Genomic DNA, 16,304 nt, shown 5'->3' with positions numbered 1-16,304 from the left:
GGTTAACGCGGCTGAAGCTTCTTCAGCCGCCGCCAGCAGATGATGCCGCAAGCGAGGCTGAGGAAGGCTTCGTGAATGTCGTCGCGGATCTCCCAGCGGATCCGCAGGCGACGGAACCAGTGCAGGTGAGCGAACGTACGCTCAGCGACCCAACGTTGGGTGCCGAGCCCGGAGCCGTGTTCGGTGCCCCGTCGGGCGATCTGAGGCTTCACGCCGAGGTTCCAGACCAGACGGCGGTACTTGTCGTGATCGTAGCCGCGGTCGCCAAGCACCACGTCCGGACGGCGCCGGGGCCGGCCGCGCTTGCCCCGCACCGGGGGAACTGCCTCGAGCAGCGGGATCAGCTGCGTGACGTCGTTGCGATCGCCGCCGGTCAGAGTGGCGGCGAGTGGAATGCCGGTCACGCTCGCCACCCGCCACACCCTCGCTCACGGGCGGGGGATGCGCCGGGTGCTGCGGACGTCTTCGCTGACCTGTTCAGCCACATGGCGCGAGCAGTGGACGCCACCGCCTCTTGCATCTCTGCAGCGCCACAGCCTCGCCTACTCGCAGGGGCGGGCAGGTGAGGCATGAGGTACGGATGGCTGACACCACCCAGGCGGGAAACGGTCTGCGGGCTGCGGATCCACGCCGGTCGTACGAAGTCCGCCTCCGGGACACCTACGCATCGGGGTTTCGGAGGCACCGCCAGCATCCAGCGTACGCACGGAGCTTGCGCGGTTTATGGGGAGGTTTTGTAAAGTGTTCGACTGTCCCGTGGCGTGTGTCCGGGTGTCCGTCGTGGGGGGATCGTCGCGTGAGTCAGTACCAGCCCGGGCCGTGGGCCGTCCGTCCGCCTGAGCCTGTCCGCATGCCTGATATTCGCCCGTTGCACAAGCGCAAGCGCGTGTGGGTGGGCGGTTTCGTGCTGCTCGCGGTCGGTGCCGCGTTCGGGGGTGGTAGTTCCAGCGCGGCCAGTCCCGCACCGCGCCCTACGGTCACCGCCACCGCCACCGCCACCGTCAGCGCCACCGCCACCGCCACGGAGACGGCAACGCCGGCCCCGGCGGTCACCGTGACGAAGTCGGCAGCGCCGGCCCCGACGGTCACCGTGACCAAGACGGCCAAGCCGGCGTCGGCGGCCACGCACGAGTCAAGTACCGGTTCCTCGGGGAGTGGCAGCGGTGGCTCGTCGTCGGGCGGCTCATCGAGCTCCGGCGGCGCGTCTGATTCGGCAGGGGCCACCGCCTTGTGCAATGACGGCACCTACAGCTACGCCGCTCATCACCAGGGCGCCTGCTCCCATCACGGCGGTGTCGCCGTCTTCTACAGGTAGCAGGCGTCGCGGCGCTGCGGCTGCGGTCGGGGGAATGGGGCAGCACGGCGGGCCCGTCGGCTCGCCGGTCCTTCCGGGTGGTGCCGTTCCGAACGCGGCCAGGTCGTGGAAGCGAGAACGGAGAGGAACCATGGCTTTCGGCTTTCGTGTGGGTGTGCCGGGGATGAGCGTGCGGGTCTCGACCCGGGGCGTTCGCACTTCCTTGGGGCCCCGCGCTGCGCGCATCAGTATGGGCAGCGGCGGTACGCGGATCTCTTCGGGAGTGGGCCCGTTCTACGCCTCCAGTTCCCTGGGCGGAGGGCGCCGCCGTACCAGCACGAGCCATGCGACCCGCTCGCGGGCCGCTGCACCGTCAGCGGCGCAGCTGGAGCGTGCTCGCCGGCAGGCCGAGCGGGCCCAGCAGGAGGCGGAACGTGATGCGGCGATCGCCCAGTTGAAGGAGCTGCGGCGGCAGATGACCAGCGTCCACCTGCAATCCTTCACGCCGGCCCAGCCGCCTGTGGTGCCGGGGCCTCCGCAACTGAGCCTGGCCTGGGCCCTGGCAGAGGCCCAAGCCCACCACCTGGCAGGGCTGGGACTCTTCGCCCGCGCCGAGCGGGCGGCGGCCAAGCGGAGAGCCGAGGCAGACGCCCCCGCCTACCTGGCCGCCGAGGAGGCCCGCCTGCACGCCGTCCACGGCGGGTTGGCCGCCGGGGCCGGTCAGTGGTGGCAGGCCCTGAACGCCAACGACGAGGAGACCGTGTGCGAGGCGGTCAATTACGCCTTCTCCGATAACGCTGCCGCGGGCTGCGCGGTGGGGGTCGACGGGGCGGTGCTGTCCGTGGTGATGCGGCAGCAGGACATCGACTCGCTGCCCGATCAGACGCCCGGGGTCACCCCCAGCGGGCGCCCCACTCTCAAGTCCCTGAGCAAGCGGGACCGCACCCTGTGGTGGCTCACTTCCATGGGGTCGAACATCGTTGCCACGCTCAAGGAGGCATTCGCCGTCGCTCCCGGGGTCACCGCCATTGACCTGGCCGTGCTCACGCGCCTGCCGGATAGCCAGCGTCTGGGGTTCGTGGCCCACGGCCGCTGGACGCGCCAGGCCATCGAAGCGGGCCCGTGGCGGGAGACGACTGACGCGCTGCGGTTTCTCGACATCGGCCAGGACGTCGCCTGCTCGGTCACCACTACCGCTTCCGGGAACCTGTCCAGCGCCGTCAAGCCCCTGGACACCAGCCGGCTGCCCGGTCTGCAAAGCCTCCTCGACCACGCCCAGGACGACACCGGATCCGGTGACGCGACCCTGGCCGGCCTCGACGGAGACCTGCGCGCCAACGTACCTGCCGCGCACTCGGCTCCCCTGCCGGATCCCTACCGGATCCGCCCCTTCGCCGAGTGGAAGAGCCAGACCGCTGCCCCGACAGCGCCGCCCGCTCCCGCAGCAGCGACCTCCCCTCCTGCCCCGCCGGGCCACGCCCGGGCGACCGCCCTCGCGCCCGGACAGAACCTGGTGCTGCCCGAGGAGGCCTGGCAAGAACTGCGCATCACCTTCGGCTCGGCCGGCGCCGACGCCGACCTCACTCTCTTCCTGACTGACACGGGCGGCCAGGTCACCTGCGATGAGGACTTCATCTTCTACAACCAGCCCTCCGCCGCCCAGGGCGCGGCCCGCCTGCTGGGCAAGCAGGCCGACGGCCCGCACACCGTCGAACGCGCAGCCCTCCACCTCGCCGCCTTGCCCGCCCACATCCAGCGCGTCACGATCGCCGTCAACATGGACGTCGACTCCGGCCTGACCTGCGGCGCCCTCACTCACGCAGCCCTGTATATGGACTGCGTCACCGAGGCCGCGTGGACCTTCCAGCCGCCCGCCGACCCCGACATTCGCGCCATGGTCATCGCCGAGCTATACCGGCACACCACCAACGGCCAGCCCGTCTGGAAACTCCGCGCGATCGGCCAAGGCTGGGCCGACGGCCTCGACGCACTCGCCCGCGCCCACGGCGTCAACATCACATAGCCAGTCAGCGTCCGCCCGCCCGGGCCTGGCCAAAGACGTGTGCCTTTCTGCCTCCGGCTCCGAAGAGCACGGGTGCTCAACCGCAGACAGCGCACGGCACACGGGTCAGGCTCCAGTTCTGCCGAGACGGTCCCGCAGCTCCAAGGAGTCGGCCGGGTGCTCGGTGTAGGGGAGTATGAATGCGGCAGCTGCAGCTGCTCCGATCACGTAGGGCTGCCCGGCATCCGGTAGGGGAAGGAAGGAGACGCCCCCGGCAGCCCCGGCACCGGCCGGCAGGCCGCTACCACCCGTAGCCATTCCCAGTCCCTTGCCGGTTCCAGGCCGGCCAGCGCCTCCTCGTCCAGAAGCGCCCCGACCCGCCCGTGCACGTATCGATCGCACACGGTGATCAGCGTTGCTGTCAGTTCCCGCAGCGCCGCGTCGCAGTCCGTGTCCAGACGGCCGGCAACACGCTCCCGCTGCGAACGGCAACTGGCCCGACGTTTCCCTCGCGGGGCGCCCAACGTTCGAGGCGCCACACTCGTTGGCGGACGACAGCCGTCAGGAGACGATGCTCAAGCCCACCACTCGCTGGTGCCACTCCCCCATTAGCTGCCGGGCCGAAAGATCGCCCAGCCCGGCAGGGGCTGCTTACGCGACCGGTAGGCGCGCGCGAGAGCCTCGCGGGCCTGCTCTGCACCGTCGTGAGTAATGCGGTAGAACCGGCGGCGCGGACGGCCGGCTTCCTCGTGTAGGGCGGGGTCTTCCCAGGCGCTGTCCACCCAGCCGATCTGTTCCAGACGGGCGAGGATCGGGTAGATCGTGCCCGACGGCAATCCGGCCAGGTGGCACAGCTGCAGGCCGTAACACTGTTGTTCGGGATCCTCCCACAACGCCTGCAACACCAGCTGGGTCTGCAGGGTCATACGCGGCATACCCATACTCGTACTCTATATAGCCTCTGTACGAGTTTCCTAGAGGTCCTTGAATCCGGGGCAGGTGAACTCTCCCAGTTCGCTTTCGAGAGTGTCCAGTGCGTGCCTGAGGTGGAGGTGCTCCGTACCCGCGGCACAAAGATGCTGCGTCTGTTCGAGGAAGTCCTTCAGTTCGTCGCGCGGCGCAGACAGCAGAGCCGTTCCTTCCGGCGAGCTCAGCCGGATGAAGGTGCGGCGGCCCTCGGACGTAGCGGATCGCTGAGGAGGGCTCCACACGATGACATCGCCTTCTCCTGCGCTGTCTTCCAGTCCCTCGATCAGCAGATCACGGGCGAAGGTCCACACCGGCTTACCGGGCCCGTCGGGGTAAAAGACAGCTTCAACGGCGTAAGGATCAGTGAGCCGATAGGTCAGCCGTACCGGCACCATCCCGCCGACATCACTCTCCTCCCGGTGCACTGCCATCTCCAGCCGAGCATGCTGAACCGGGCCGTCCTCCGCTTCCTCAGTCCACCTTCCCGGCAACTGTGCTGTGACCTGGTCCTGTTCGGTGCGCCGTGTTGCGCTCCGGCCATCAGGCAGGCGCTGCTCCCAGACAGTGCTCTCGCCGGACATGCCAGGTGCAGGGTGATCGCTGCCGGTCATCGGCCGCCACAGAGCGGGGAGATGACTGACGAGCAACAGGCCATCGAGCCATCCCGGCCTGCCGTCATCGAACGACTCATGCATCAAGCTGCAGGAAGGCCGCATCAACGAGACCATGGGCACAGTCGGGACCATAGGAGCACTGCGAGAGGCGAGAAGCCATTCAGGCATCCCCTGGTCAGCCTCAAACTGGCGGCGCGCCAGTGCGTTCCACGGCTGTACCGCAGTCAGCAGACTGCACACCATTCCCCTCGGCTTCATGGATCCCGCCTGTGTATGGCTCTGCCCCGGAGGGGAATCGGTGCCAGCACACAAGGCAAAGGCTTCCAGGCCGATCCGATGCCGATGAGGCCGCTCCCTGTCTGCAACCCATTGCGGGGCTGCAGGCCTCCAGGCGAGGAGTTCGGCCATGTGCGCCGGCTGGATGGGGGACTCATGTGGCAAAGGTGCGGGGCACGCCAGCGATTCGGCCAGCGCGTCAAGCAGTGGCCGCATGGGGGCGGCGGTCGTGGTGGTGCGGGAGCAGAAGACGGAGGCGGTCTGGTCCCAAGCAGTACTGCGACCGAGCGCCCACCAGGGAGCCAGCGTGTTCTCCGTCACCGGCCTGGCCTGCGACTCGCGCTCGGCGATGCAATCTCGCAGCCAGCCAATCCGTTCCCGCAGCATGTCCGACCACGGCGTCGGGCCATCAGGGCGAGCCGGGAGAACACCCTCCAGGGACTGCCCGTGCAGCAGGTAAAACAGGGCCGGCATGCTGGCGGTCTTGCCTGAACAGGGAGTGCCCAGCAGAGCGACGGTCGGGCGGTGCATGCCGGCCCTGAGACGATCGAGACAGGCCGATTCTCCAAGCACGAAGACGGCGTATGCGGTGGTTCCAGCGGCGTGGTCGGCCGCACAGTCGGCCTCATCCTGCTCCGCGGACTCGTCCGGCTGCTGGGCCGGGCGGGCGGCCGCCTCAGACAGGCGGCGACGGACATCAGCGGGAATGGGCTCGGTCTCGGCCACAACGTGGGGGGAACCCAGGCTGGAAGCGCTGAGCAGCGCGTCGAAGTCCTCTTCTTCGGTCGCAGCGATGTTGTCCTTCGTGGCGTCCTTCCGGACGGTCATCGTGCTCCCCCTTCCCCGAGTTCGGGCACACCCAGACAGGTGATCATCACGATCCTGGCGCGAGTTCGGCTGAGGCGGCGTTCCAGTGCTTTTTCCGTCAGGCCGATCCGCTCGGCGGCCTCGGCTTGGGTGTAGCCCAGGGCTCGCCAGCCGAGTCCTTCACGCACCTGCGGGTCGGTGATGTGGGGCAGGATCCGCGCGAGTTCGTCGTATGTGGCGGCGGCGTAGTAGGGGTCGATGGCCCGCTGGTCGGGGATGTCACGCTGCGGTTCGTCAGCCGTCCGCGGACTGGGGCTGGTGTCCAGCTCGGCTTGCCCCATCTGGTGGCAGCGGAACCATGCCGTATAGGCCGGGCGGAAGGACCGGACGGCAGCGCCGACGAGATAGGTGGTGAGGCTGGCGCCGCCCCGCGGGGTCCACTTGCCCTGGATCAGCGCGTGCTCGCGGAACAGTTCCATGCCCCCGATCGCGGAGTCGGTGGCCACCTGGTAGCGGTCGTCCTTGCTCCACGTGGTGGTGATCATGTCGGCGGGGACGGGTCGGCCTGCCTGACGAGAACGGTGGAAGACTTCGCCGGTGCGCGTCCACTTGACCATGATGCGCCAGCCGTAGCTCCACCAGCCGGCAGCGGCTTTGTCATAGCGGGGGCCCTGGAAGCCGTCGCGGCGCAGGATGTCCACGAGCCGCTGATCCGCTTCCAGGCGCGCCGCCCGCGCTTGAGCGTTCTCCCCTACCCCCGCTCCCCGGGCCAGGTCGGCCTCGAGGCTCAGCAGACTGCCGGAGTTAAGCTCCGTCTGCTCTGGGTCGTCGGCGTGCAACTCACGGTCGGGAGCGAGTTCCTCCCTGAATTCCTCCGGCACATTCGCTCCCTCGCATCACCACGGCCCCGGATGAGGCCAACGGACCCTGACACACAGGGTCCTAGGCACGCTCCGCGCATCTCCCCCCGGCCACCGGGCGAAAATTTCCCAATCCCTTATGTGATTCACGTCACACGGGGGAGATGGTTCCGCGCCCGCTACAGCATCAACGACCGCACCGCCCGCCAAACGCTGGTGGTTCTCCTTTCACCGCACGGGAGTTGATGGTGAACAACCCCAACCCGCGGCCGCTGCTCACCCTGCGCACCGCGATCATCCTGCTGCTGGGCATCCTCACCGCCCTCGGCGCAGGCGCGCTGACCGTCCTGGCCGGCGGAGCCATCGCCAGCGGCATCCTTGCCGGCGGCGGCGCCTTCGCAGCCGCCGTCCTGTTCTTCCACACGATCATCGCCTGAACACGGTGGGGCCGGGGCGGCCACCATTCAGGTGGGACTGCAAATCGGGCGGCCGTCGGTCCCGCGCGGGGTGTTCTTCACGTCTGTCGCTCCGACGAGTCCGTTGCCGGAAGGCGCCTGTACATCTCAATCAGGAAGTCCGAGGGTCCGTCCGGACGCCAATAGCCGTTCTTGGTGTGGTAGCCGGGGCCATAGATCAAGTGCAGTATGCTCTCGGCGCGAGTCAAGGCAACGTAAAACGTGCGCCGCTGTTCGGCGAGTTCCTTCGCGCTGGGCCGGCGCCACTTCCCGGGGTCTTTAACGTTGCGCGGGATGATGCCGTTGCGCAGCCCGGGGAGGATCACGGTGTCGAACTCGCGGCCTCTGGCTGAGCGACAGGTGGTGAGGAGGATCTTCCCGATGACCTCTTCGCCCTGAGCCAGGTCCTGCAGGGCAAGGCCCTTGGACCGGTCACAGCCGCGGGCCGGCCGCGCGGCTGGCGCGTGAGCACGGCGGTGCGCCGCGCAGCCGGCAGCGCGCCGTCAACGAGGCCCGCCAGCGGTACGAAACCGAGGAGGGCAAGGAGGCTTCCGGCGCGGCCTCGTGACAGGCCTGCAGCGGCCGCTGCCACCTGCCCGCCGGTTGTTCAGTCCGCTGGCCTTGCCGGGTTTGCCCGGCGCGGTGGCTCCATCGACGCACAGGCCTGCCCACACTCGGGACTTGGCTTGCCCGGCCAGGTGACGGGCGCTCGCCGGGGGCTTGCTCCTGTACGTCCAGGGGCGCCGGGCGGGTTGCTTCCTTGGATGCTCCCACCCTTGCTTGGACGGATGCTCCCCACCGTTGCACCAAGGGGTGTGCCAAGAGTTGCCCCCCTGTCCGAGCCTGGTGGCTGTTTCCGCTGGTGGGGCCAGACGGGGCTTCTGACTCACCTTGTGTGTGCGATCACTGCGTGTGATCGATAACCCGACTCTTTTGCATCTCTGTGCGGCAAGTGCGTCGCTGGTTTCCGGCCGTGTGCCGACGCAACGGCACACCAGGTGGGCACAGTGCCGTCATGGCGGATATGGGTGCGGTGTACGGCGCGGTGGGAGCCGTCGGAGGGGCACTGATCGGCGCGGGAGCGGCGGTGTTGGGCCCTCTTCTTGTACAGCGAGGCTCCTCCAGGGAACAGAAGGAGGCAGAAGCACGGAGACGGGCCGGCGAAGAGGTTGAACGGATCATTCAGATCCGGAGCACCGGACGTGCTTGGCAGGACACCCTCGAACGCACCGTTCAGGACCTTGAAGCAGGCCGTCCCGTCGATATCGAGCGGTTCGACGAGACCATCAGTTCACTTGAGCGGGAGGCAGCCTCAGCTGCTTATGCCGCTGCCGTGGACGGCGTGTGGGTTGGCTTGGGCCCTGCCGAAGAGGGTTACTCGCCGGGCCTTGTCCTGGAATTGCTCGCTGCGGGGACAGGCCAGGTACGGGCAACGATCCTGCGGCTCGGCGGCGGTGACGTCGGCTCTGACGAGCGCCGCGAAATCTGTACCGAGCTGGCCCACGCGGTCACCTCGGCGAGAGCAGCCCGGGCTCAACTCAACGCACGCCTGGTGAAACGCATCGAACGCATTCTCGGCCAGTCAATCAGGCGGCTGTAGCCGCGAGGGACACGATCGGAACGTCTTGCCGGACCAACGGAACCCGTTTCCTGAGGAGCTGGGACCCGACCCTGCCGAAGCACAACCTCTTCACGGCCCCGATGCACGGCCCAACCGCTTTGACGACGGCTCATTTTCGGGCGACTTCGTGAGCCGTCCGCTATCACCAGTGCCGTCACTCACAGTGGCCGCTTCACAAAAGTTGAGCCGGAACCCAGACGGGCCCGGCGCGGTCGCCGACACGTCCTTCTTCGCGATCGTCGGAGAAGGAGTCGATGTTGCTGGGCTGGTGCGGCGCCTGGCGTGCCATGCTGGTTCAGCGCGGTGTTCACCTCCTCTTCACCCGCGCCAAAAGGCCAGGCTCCACCTGGGTTTACGACGGTGATGCTCTGCCCGGCGAGCAGGTGCTCGGTGGAAGGGAACCCGCGCCTACCAGCAACTTCCTTGTTCTGCCGATGCGTTCGTCCGGCTGCGCCTCTACCAGGAGGAGAACCATCGGGACGGTGTCCCGCAAGGCAGGGCCCTGTTGTTGTGGTGGACGCTGCGACGGCCCTGGCGGCCGTTGAAGTACGACGCGGCCCGGGCGATGTTCAACCGGGCGAACGATCTGCTCGGGTCGAACTGGACGCTGCACGACCTGCGCCACACCGCGGCCTACCGGATGGCCCGGGACCCGAAGGTGTCGCTGGCGGACGTGCAGTGGGTGCTCGCGCACGCGCCCCTGTCCACCACGCAGATCTACCTGCAAGCGGGGGACAACGAGGTGATCGAGACCATCCGCGCCCATCACGCCCGGCGGAACGCCGCAGCTCAGCGTCCCACCGTGCGCCGGCACCCTGCTACCGCCCGGAGAGCTTGCGCACCCTGTTCGGAGCGTCCCGGTGACGGCCCGCACCGATCAGGCCGTCACCGGGCCCGCAACAAGGAATGCACGGCTGTCGGGCGAGGCCCTCAAATCGGTGACGAAGCGGTTCCCGCCGCAGCCGGTGGCGGAGGTCTGGCCGGCCACACAGCCGGGCATCGACGACATCGTCAGCCGTCTGGAGTCCTCGCCGCTGCGGGAGGCGGTGCGGCACACCCAGTGGTGCCGGATCACCGGCGCACGGCAGATCCTCGGCTGGCTCCAGCAGTTTCCCGGCGCCTCCTGGCAGCAGCGGTGGAACGCGAGTCCCGCGGCGGCATCGGGAGTGGAGCGGAGCCGGATGGCGGCCGAATGGATCGCCACCACGAGCTCGGGAGTGACCGCCCCGATCGTCGGCTCAGGACTGGTGGGCCTCGTCCCCGCCGACGTGCTGCGGCCGTCTGGCAGGCGGCGAAACCCGGTGAGCCCGCGAACCGCGCCGGCACGCGCCACCGGGCGCAACCAAATGTGAACTGGCGCACGCACACGCCACGCCCCCTTCGGCCGAGGCCCGCAAGGCAGGCGACCCACTCATCCTCCGTTCCGGCGCGTTGAACCCGCGTGCACCCCCGGCTGGGGGCGCCGTCCGAGAAGCCGCTGTGCCCGGGCTGCCACGAACGCCGACCGCGGTCGTGCGCGATCTGCCACCTGTCCCACAAGGTGCAGGCCGAATGGCCCCTCGGCCCGGTCTGCTCCGCTGGAGTGGTGTATCGACAGCCACTCCAGCGGACGTGACCAGCCCGGCTTGCGCCTCGGCCGGCTGGAGACCGCTGACTGCACAGGGGTTCTCGCTGTATCCGCAGGAGTCTCATCCAACTTGCTGCATCGCAGCTCACACGGCCACTCGTCCCGCCATAGCCCCTCCGAACCGTCTCACTACATCTGCTGGACCGCAGTTCACAGACGGCTGCACACCTCAACTTCCATGAGACTCACAACTGGAGGCGGGGGTGTCAGGTGGCGGTGGCCTACGGCGTCTGCTGATCGTGCTGGTAGGCGGCGAGGAGGAAGAGCCAGATCTCGCTGACGGTGGGGAAGGGGGCGATCGCGTGCCTGAGCCGTTTGAGCGGGACCTCGCCGGCGACCGCGACGGTTGCCGAGTGCAGGAGCTCGCTGACGCCGGGGCCGACGAAGGTCGCCCCGAGGAGGACTTCCCGGTCGAGGTCGACGACCAGCCGAGCGTGGCCCTGGTAGCCGTCGGCGTACAGGTTGGCGCCCTGGGCGGCGTTGAAGTCGAGGTCGACGGTCTTGATGCGGTACCCGGCGCGCTCCGCCTGTTCGGCGCTCAGGCCCACCGCGGCCGCCTCGGGGTCGCTGAAGAAGACCTGGGGTACGGCGTGCTGATCGGCGGTGGTGGCGTGGTCGCCCCAGGGCGTCTGGTCGAGCGGGCGGCCGGCGGCGCGGGCGCCGATGGCGTCGCCTGCGGTCCGGCCTTGGTACTTGCCCTGGTGGGTGAGCAGGGCACGGTGGTTGACGTCGCCGAGGGCATACAGCCAGTGGCCGTCGACACCCTGCACCAGGCAGGTGGTGTCCACGTCCAGCCACGAGCCGGGGGTGAGACCCACCGTGTCCAGGCCGATATCGTCGGTGGCCGGGGTGCGGCCGGTGGCGACCAGGAGCTCGTCGGCCTCCAGCTCGCCGCCGTCGTCGAGAGTGAGGGTGACCGGTCCCTGCGGGTCCGGACGGCGCAGGGCGGTCACCTGCACGCCGATCCGCACGTCCACGCCCGCCTCGCTCAGTCCCTGGGCGACCAGTTCGCCGGCGAAGGGTTCCATGCGGGGGATCAGGCGGTGTCGGGCGAGCAGGGTGACCTGGGAGCCGAGGCCCTGCCAGAGGGGGGCCATCTCGATGCCGACTCCGCCGCCGCCGATGATGGCGAGGCGAGTGGGCACGGTGCTGGATTCGGTGCCCTGCCGGCTCGTCCAGGGGCGGGCCTCGGCGATGCCCGGGATGTCGGGCAACGCCGGCCGGCTTCCGGTGGCGATGGCCACTGCGTGCCGGGCCGTGAGGGTCTGCCGGGCACCGTCGTCACGGGTGACGCTGACGCGTCGGGGCCCGTCGAGACGGCCGTGGCCACGGAAGAGGTCGGCTCCGATGGACTTGAGGAACAGAGCCTGTCTGGTGTCGTCCCAGTCGGAGACAGAGCGGTTGCGACGGGCGAAGACGCCATCGGTGTCGACCCGACCGGTGACAGCCTGCCGGGCACCGTCCACGCGCCGCGCGTCGGCGAGCGCGATGACCGGCCGCAGCAGCGCCTTACTGGGCACGCACGCCCAGTACGCGCAGTCACCGCCGACCAGTTCCCGTTCCACGACCGCTACGGAGAGGTCGGCGGCGCGGGCGCGGTCGGCGACGTTCGCACCGGCCGGGCCTGCGCCCAGCACGACCACATCGTAAGGCACTCCTGTCCGGTTTTCGTGCGATTCGCTCATGTTCTTCCTCGCGTTCCTGGGAGTGCCTGACGACGGTCGAGGCGGTGGTGATGCTGCCCGTCGGGCTGCTCGGTCGGGCCTGGGCGGCGGCTCCCCGACCAGGCCAGGGCGCGTCGGTCAGGCGTCGGTGCGCGGGGTGACGACCGGCCATTCGGTGTCGGTATCGGCAAGGACGTTGAAGTTCGTGAGGATGTTCAACGCCAGATTGCCCGCGACCTCGGCGATCTCGGCGTCGGTGACGCCCACGGCCCGGGCAGCCATGAACCGCGTCTCACCGATGTGGCCGCGGCCGCGGGCAATCGCGTGGGACAGGTCCGACGGTGCGGCGGCGTGGGGGTCGGCGGACTCCGCGTGGCGGGCACGTTCCAGTCCCCCGGCGCCGACCTTGGCGACGCGCGCCCCTATGTAGGTGTGGGCGGAGAGGCAGTACGTGCAATTGTTGTACTCTGCGGTGGCTATCGCCAGCCGTTCCGCGACCGGGGCCGGGATCAGGGTCTTCGGTCCGCCGCGAGGGCAGCATCCTCCCGGCGATCACCATGAGCAGCCGGACACCATCACCCAGACCGGCAGCCGGCCCGTCCGCCCATGGCCGAGCGGGATGTCCGCCTCGAAGAACCACAGGTCACACTGGGCCGGCTCGCCCGGCCGATGCGTCGTCCGGGACACCGGGTCCACCGGCGAACACGCCGGTCCGAGCTCACGCGCAACACGTTCCTTGAGGATCGTCATCCCCCGCTGCCGGCCGATCCGCTCCACAATCACCGTCGCCGGCATCGTCGGCGTCTCCCGCAAGAGCTTGCGGATCCGCACCCTGGCCGCGTCCACCGCCGAGCCCCTCAGCGGACCCTCGTACCTCGACGGCCGGCCGGCCGCAGACCACGGTCTGCGGCCGGCCCTGCGTAACAGACGCCCCGATGTGTCATCAAAGGTATGTCACACCGTAGTTGGCGGCCCACTCGTGCTTCAGGTCGTCCTCGTTCGCGTGCCCGAACGTGTATGCGGGAGAGTCCACCGGCAGCGCCCGGTCCACCCTGATCAGTACGGCCTCGTGGCACGGGTAGATGGGATCGCCGTGGGTGTTCAGCACCCACTGGCGGGACCAGTCGTACACCGGGTCGCCTTCCCCGCGGATCTCGGCCGTTCCCTTGAAGCGATACCCCCGCCGGAGCAGGAAGTCGATCACGTTGACCTCAACCCGCGGATTGCGCCGCAGGTTCTCCACCGTGTTGGGCGAGGCCATGTTCATGAATACCAGGTGATCGTCGTCGTAGACGCGCACGGACCCCTTCGGCGAGAGGTTCGGAGAGCCGTCCTCGCAGACCGTCGCAACGAACGCCAGCTTGGCGCTGGTGACGATCTGCCGCATGTCCTCAGTGATTATTCCCATCGCTCCTCAACCTTTCCTGCAACGTCTGCGTGCTCCGCCCTCCTGGGCCGTCACGACGCAGACCTTTTCGAGTGCGCCCCACAACAGGCCGATGGCCTGGTCCGCCGAAGCCCCGGCGCTCGCTCCGCGCTGTTGCGCGCCCTCCCCGATCGCGTTGGGCGCCCGTGTCCGCCGACACCCCGGTCAGTGATCACATCCGCGCGGACGGCCGTTCCGGGGACCGTGTCCCGGAGCCCGGAGCCCGACCAGCGGTCGGCGCCCCCTCCCCCACGGTGCACGGTGCCACCGTGAGCCGGCCCGACCGCCTGATGTGCCCCGCGCCTGGTGGGTACGGCCGGTGCCATGAGTCGGTGTCAGGACGGGACGGCACCCCGTCGTGGGCGTGCTCAGGTCAGCACGAGCACGAGCTTCTTGCCGCCGGCCTGCCCGGCGGACACCCGGGCGAAAGCAGCCGGCCCCTCACTGAGCGGGAGCGCTTCCACGTTCTGCTTCAGCTTTCCCTCCACGACCGCCTCCGCCAGATGGGCAAGCTGAGCGGCATCAGGCCGGACGTAGAGGTCCGTACTGGTGATACCACGCTCCCCCGCCGGCGCGTCCGAGGTCAGCGACACCAGACGCCCACCGTCCCGCACCAGCGACAGCGCGGCCCGCGCCGTACCACCAGCGGCGATCAGCGCACCATCGAACCCACCACGAACCCGACCCGCCCAATCCGAGTCGTGATAGTCGACAACCTCCAGCGCACCCAGACCACGCAGGCGCTCAGCGGCCGAAGCGGACGCCGTCACCGTCACCTCGATCCCCCGAGCAGCAGCAATCTGCAACGCCAGCACACCGGTCGCCCCACCACCATTGGTGATCAGAAGCCGCTGCCCCCGGCCGAGCCCCAGCGCCTCCAGCGACTGGTACGCCGTGAGCCCGGCAACCGGCAGCGCCCCCGCCTGCGCCGGATCCAGCCCCGCCGGGCAGATCGCAGCACTGGCCGCAGTGATCAGCACCCGCTCAGCCCAGAAGCCGCTGCCCCCGGGCAAGGGGGCCTCATGCGCAAGCACCCGGTCACCGACAGCGAAGCCCTCGACATCGGGACCCACAGCCACAACCCGGCCCACGCCCTCCACACCCAGCGCCGCCGGCGGACGCAGCCCCACATCCCAGCCCGCACCGTTCAGCAACCGATCCCACGGACCGACACCGGCCGCCTCCACCTCCAGCAGAAGCTGACCAGCATCAGGAGCCGACGGCTCAGGCACCTCCAGGAGGACGACGTCCGCATCGGGTCCGGACACTCCGCTAGCCTTCATGATCAATCCCTTCACTCGGTCCGGCCGACGGTAGGTACAGGCCGGCCGCCATATCTTCACTCTGGGGTTTCGGCGTCAGCTGGGCATATCGGCCGAGCTGGCGGAGGGGATGTCGATGTCGGTCTGGTTGACGTTGTTGAGGAAGTTGGTCAGCAGGGCCTGCACCGCGACCGTGACGATCGCCAAGATCTGCGGGTCGGTGTAGCCGGCGCCGCGCACAGCCGCGAGGTCTGCGTCGCTGACTTGCCCGCGGCTCTCGACCACCCGCTGAGCGAAGCGAGCGACTGCGGCGCGCTTGGGGTCGACCGAGCTCCCGGCGCGAGCCAGGTCGATGTCGTCGCTCGACATCCCGCTGAGTTCGGACGACACGTACGTGTGAATCGCCAGGCAGTAACCGCAACCGTTGGCCTCCGAGACCGCGAGCGCGATGGTGTGCCGCGTCTTCGCGTCCAGAACGCGACTCATGGTGCTCTGCAGCGTCACGACGGCGTCAAGAACGGTCGGGTTCGACGCGATGGTCTTGAACATGTTCGGGACGAAGCCGAGCTGCGCGCCAAAGTTGTCGAGGATGCCTCGTGCACCCGCGGGGACGTCGTCGAGAGAGGGAGAGTTCAGTCGCGACATAACGGATCAACCTCCGGTAGGTAGGTGTGCGAGTGGTCGCCGAGCCCAGGTCGGGCCGAGCATTTTCTGGGCTTGGCGGCCCACTCCCCAGAGCTAACACCACCCGAAACTGGGCTGTCAAGCCCACCCCGCGGTATCGTGCGACGCATGGAAGCCACGACACGGGCTCGGGTGCCTCGCAAGCTCACGGACAAGGGCCAGGCGACGCGTGCCCGGATCCTGGAGCATGCCGCGGAGCTCATCTACACGAAGGGTGTCCACGCGACGAACAACGAGCAGCTCCGTCGCGCAGCCGGCGTCAGCGGGTCACAGCTCAACCACTACTTCCCGACCAAGGAGAGCCTCGTCCTGGCGGTCATCGCCTGGCAGGCCGATCGCGTCCTCGCATTCCATCGCGATAAGCGATTCGCCTCCTTCAACGATCTCGACGCATTTCGGGAGTGGGCGGATTTCTACGTCGGCTACGAGCGCGCCTACCAGGAAGGCTGCAGCCTCGGCTCCCTCGCGAGCGAGATCATCAAGACCGACCTTGACGTTCACGATGAGCTCGCGAGTGCGTTCGATCAGTGGCGGGACATCTTCCGCGACGGGCTGCAGCACATGCAGCAACTCGGCCGCATCAGCACTGACGCGGATCCGACGCAGCTGGCCAATCTGCTGCTTTCCGCATTCCAGGGCGGCAGCCTCCTCGCCCAGGTCGCTCGGGACATCACCCCGCTCAAGGACGCGTTGCAGGCAGCGATCGATTACGTGCAGACCTTCTTGACGTGCTCCCTGGCCTG

16 protein-coding genes and 3 pseudogenes are annotated in these 16,304 nt (G+C 68.8%); 7 read left to right on the top strand and 12 right to left on the bottom strand.

Annotated elements, in window-relative coordinates:
- Nucleotides 1-2: 2 nt before the first annotated feature.
- A pseudogene (locus R2S09_RS38730) lies at nucleotides 3-398 on the bottom strand (transposase); the annotation flags it as partial.
- 452 nt (nucleotides 399-850) lie between these two features.
- Here R2S09_RS38730 and R2S09_RS38725 point away from each other — a divergent pair.
- On the top strand, nucleotides 851-1,315 hold the full coding sequence (locus tag R2S09_RS38725) for a DUF3761 domain-containing protein (RefSeq protein ID WP_316745897.1): 465 nt from the start codon (nucleotides 851-853) through the stop codon (nucleotides 1,313-1,315).
- A gap of 454 nt (nucleotides 1,316-1,769) precedes the next feature.
- On the top strand, nucleotides 1,770-3,317 hold the full coding sequence (locus R2S09_RS38720; RefSeq protein ID WP_316745896.1) for a TerD family protein: 1,548 nt from the start codon (nucleotides 1,770-1,772) through the stop codon (nucleotides 3,315-3,317).
- A gap of 587 nt (nucleotides 3,318-3,904) precedes the next feature.
- Here R2S09_RS38720 and R2S09_RS38715 read toward each other — a convergent pair.
- Genes R2S09_RS38715 through R2S09_RS38705 form a run of 3 tightly spaced genes read right to left on the bottom strand, consistent with a single transcriptional unit; the run spans nucleotide 3,905 to nucleotide 6,843 of the window.
- Nucleotides 3,905-4,222, bottom strand: coding sequence for a helix-turn-helix transcriptional regulator (locus tag R2S09_RS38715; RefSeq protein WP_316745895.1), 318 nt, complete (start codon nucleotides 4,220-4,222; stop codon nucleotides 3,905-3,907).
- Nucleotides 4,223-4,270: 48 nt separating this feature from the next.
- Complete coding sequence (locus R2S09_RS38710; protein ID WP_316745894.1) at nucleotides 4,271-5,983, bottom strand: SsgA family sporulation/cell division regulator; 1,713 nt, start codon at nucleotides 5,981-5,983, stop codon at nucleotides 4,271-4,273.
- On the bottom strand, nucleotides 5,980-6,843 hold the full coding sequence (locus R2S09_RS38705) for a hypothetical protein (protein WP_316745893.1): 864 nt from the start codon (nucleotides 6,841-6,843) through the stop codon (nucleotides 5,980-5,982). Before R2S09_RS38705 ends, R2S09_RS38710 begins: the two co-directional genes overlap by 4 nt.
- 224 nt (nucleotides 6,844-7,067) lie before the next feature.
- Between R2S09_RS38705 and R2S09_RS38700 the strand changes: the two genes are divergently transcribed.
- Nucleotides 7,068-7,259: a hypothetical protein gene (locus tag R2S09_RS38700; protein ID WP_316745892.1), complete on the top strand. Its 192-nt coding sequence runs from the start codon at nucleotides 7,068-7,070 to the stop codon at nucleotides 7,257-7,259.
- A gap of 77 nt (nucleotides 7,260-7,336) precedes the next feature.
- Here R2S09_RS38700 and R2S09_RS40860 read toward each other — a convergent pair whose 3' ends face one another.
- The gene (locus tag R2S09_RS40860) at nucleotides 7,337-7,681 is read right to left on the bottom strand and encodes a 3'-5' exonuclease (protein WP_399145641.1); all 345 of its coding nucleotides are present in this window, start codon (nucleotides 7,679-7,681) and stop codon (nucleotides 7,337-7,339) included.
- 611 nt (nucleotides 7,682-8,292) lie between these two features.
- On the opposite strand from R2S09_RS40860, the gene R2S09_RS38695 reads away from it, so the two are divergent.
- The 3 genes and pseudogenes from R2S09_RS38695 (at nucleotide 8,293) to R2S09_RS38685 (ending at nucleotide 10,250) form a co-directional block, all read left to right on the top strand.
- The gene (locus tag R2S09_RS38695; protein ID WP_316745891.1) at nucleotides 8,293-8,877 is read left to right on the top strand and encodes a hypothetical protein; all 585 of its coding nucleotides are present in this window, start codon (nucleotides 8,293-8,295) and stop codon (nucleotides 8,875-8,877) included.
- Between the two features lie 586 nt (nucleotides 8,878-9,463).
- Nucleotides 9,464-9,574 (top strand): annotated as a pseudogene (locus R2S09_RS38690) (site-specific integrase); the annotation flags it as partial.
- Between the two features lie 184 nt (nucleotides 9,575-9,758).
- A complete protein-coding gene (locus tag R2S09_RS38685; protein WP_316745899.1) occupies nucleotides 9,759-10,250 on the top strand; it encodes a hypothetical protein in 492 nt (163 codons plus the stop codon).
- 496 nt (nucleotides 10,251-10,746) lie between these two features.
- Here the strand turns inward: R2S09_RS38685 and R2S09_RS38680 are convergent, their stop codons facing one another.
- The 7 genes and pseudogenes from R2S09_RS38680 to R2S09_RS38655 all read right to left on the bottom strand — a co-directional run bounded on the left by R2S09_RS38680 (nucleotide 10,747) and on the right by R2S09_RS38655 (nucleotide 15,522).
- The gene (locus R2S09_RS38680; RefSeq protein WP_306193131.1) at nucleotides 10,747-12,210 is read right to left on the bottom strand and encodes an NAD(P)/FAD-dependent oxidoreductase; all 1,464 of its coding nucleotides are present in this window, start codon (nucleotides 12,208-12,210) and stop codon (nucleotides 10,747-10,749) included.
- Nucleotides 12,211-12,327: 117 nt separating this feature from the next.
- Entirely contained in the window at nucleotides 12,328-12,471 is a 144-nt protein-coding gene (locus R2S09_RS38675; RefSeq protein WP_316745890.1) for a hypothetical protein, read from the bottom strand.
- A gap of 144 nt (nucleotides 12,472-12,615) precedes the next feature.
- Nucleotides 12,616-12,699 (bottom strand): annotated as a pseudogene (locus R2S09_RS40855) (carboxymuconolactone decarboxylase family protein); the annotation flags it as partial.
- 42 nt (nucleotides 12,700-12,741) lie between these two features.
- Complete coding sequence (locus tag R2S09_RS38670) at nucleotides 12,742-13,035, bottom strand: hypothetical protein (RefSeq protein ID WP_316745889.1); 294 nt, start codon at nucleotides 13,033-13,035, stop codon at nucleotides 12,742-12,744.
- A 97-nt stretch (nucleotides 13,036-13,132) separates the two neighbouring features.
- Nucleotides 13,133-13,597: a pyridoxamine 5'-phosphate oxidase family protein gene (locus tag R2S09_RS38665; RefSeq protein ID WP_306193137.1), complete on the bottom strand. Its 465-nt coding sequence runs from the start codon at nucleotides 13,595-13,597 to the stop codon at nucleotides 13,133-13,135.
- A 386-nt stretch (nucleotides 13,598-13,983) separates the two neighbouring features.
- Nucleotides 13,984-14,883 (bottom strand): NADP-dependent oxidoreductase, encoded by a 900-nt coding sequence (locus tag R2S09_RS38660; RefSeq protein WP_316745887.1) that lies wholly within the window; start codon nucleotides 14,881-14,883, stop codon nucleotides 13,984-13,986.
- A 90-nt stretch (nucleotides 14,884-14,973) separates the two neighbouring features.
- Nucleotides 14,974-15,522, bottom strand: a complete 549-nt coding sequence (locus tag R2S09_RS38655) for a carboxymuconolactone decarboxylase family protein (protein WP_306193141.1) — start codon at nucleotides 15,520-15,522, stop codon at nucleotides 14,974-14,976.
- Between the two features lie 147 nt (nucleotides 15,523-15,669).
- Between R2S09_RS38655 and R2S09_RS38650 the strand changes: the two genes are divergently transcribed.
- Nucleotides 15,670-16,304, top strand: a 635-nt coding sequence (locus tag R2S09_RS38650) for a TetR family transcriptional regulator C-terminal domain-containing protein (protein WP_316745885.1), incomplete at its 3' end; no start/stop codon positions are given.

Origin of the sequence: Streptomyces sp. MK7 (assembly GCF_032658145.1) — a bacterium.
In the GTDB taxonomy this organism is placed as follows: domain Bacteria; phylum Actinomycetota; class Actinomycetes; order Streptomycetales; family Streptomycetaceae; genus Streptomyces; species Streptomyces spiralis.
This window is presented reverse-complemented; position numbering and strand designations above follow the sequence as displayed.

Coding starts and splice junctions, on each gene's coding strand:
- R2S09_RS38665 (WP_306193137.1), bottom strand. CDS start 13,597: ATGGGAATAATCACTGAGGACATGCGGCAGATCGTCACCAGCGCCAAG.
- R2S09_RS38695 (WP_316745891.1), top strand. CDS start 8,293: ATGGCGGATATGGGTGCGGTGTACGGCGCGGTGGGAGCCGTCGGAGGG.
- R2S09_RS38675 (WP_316745890.1), bottom strand. CDS start 12,471: ATGGCTGCCCGGGCCGTGGGCGTCACCGACGCCGAGATCGCCGAGGTC.
- R2S09_RS38700 (WP_316745892.1), top strand. CDS start 7,068: ATGGTGAACAACCCCAACCCGCGGCCGCTGCTCACCCTGCGCACCGCG.
- R2S09_RS38720 (WP_316745896.1), top strand. CDS start 1,770: ATGACCAGCGTCCACCTGCAATCCTTCACGCCGGCCCAGCCGCCTGTG.
- R2S09_RS38710 (WP_316745894.1), bottom strand. CDS start 5,983: ATGACCGTCCGGAAGGACGCCACGAAGGACAACATCGCTGCGACCGAA.
- R2S09_RS38655 (WP_306193141.1), bottom strand. CDS start 15,522: ATGTCGCGACTGAACTCTCCCTCTCTCGACGACGTCCCCGCGGGTGCA.
- R2S09_RS38725 (WP_316745897.1), top strand. CDS start 851: ATGCCTGATATTCGCCCGTTGCACAAGCGCAAGCGCGTGTGGGTGGGC.
- R2S09_RS38680 (WP_306193131.1), bottom strand. CDS start 12,210: ATGAGCGAATCGCACGAAAACCGGACAGGAGTGCCTTACGATGTGGTC.
- R2S09_RS38715 (WP_316745895.1), bottom strand. CDS start 4,222: ATGACCCTGCAGACCCAGCTGGTGTTGCAGGCGTTGTGGGAGGATCCC.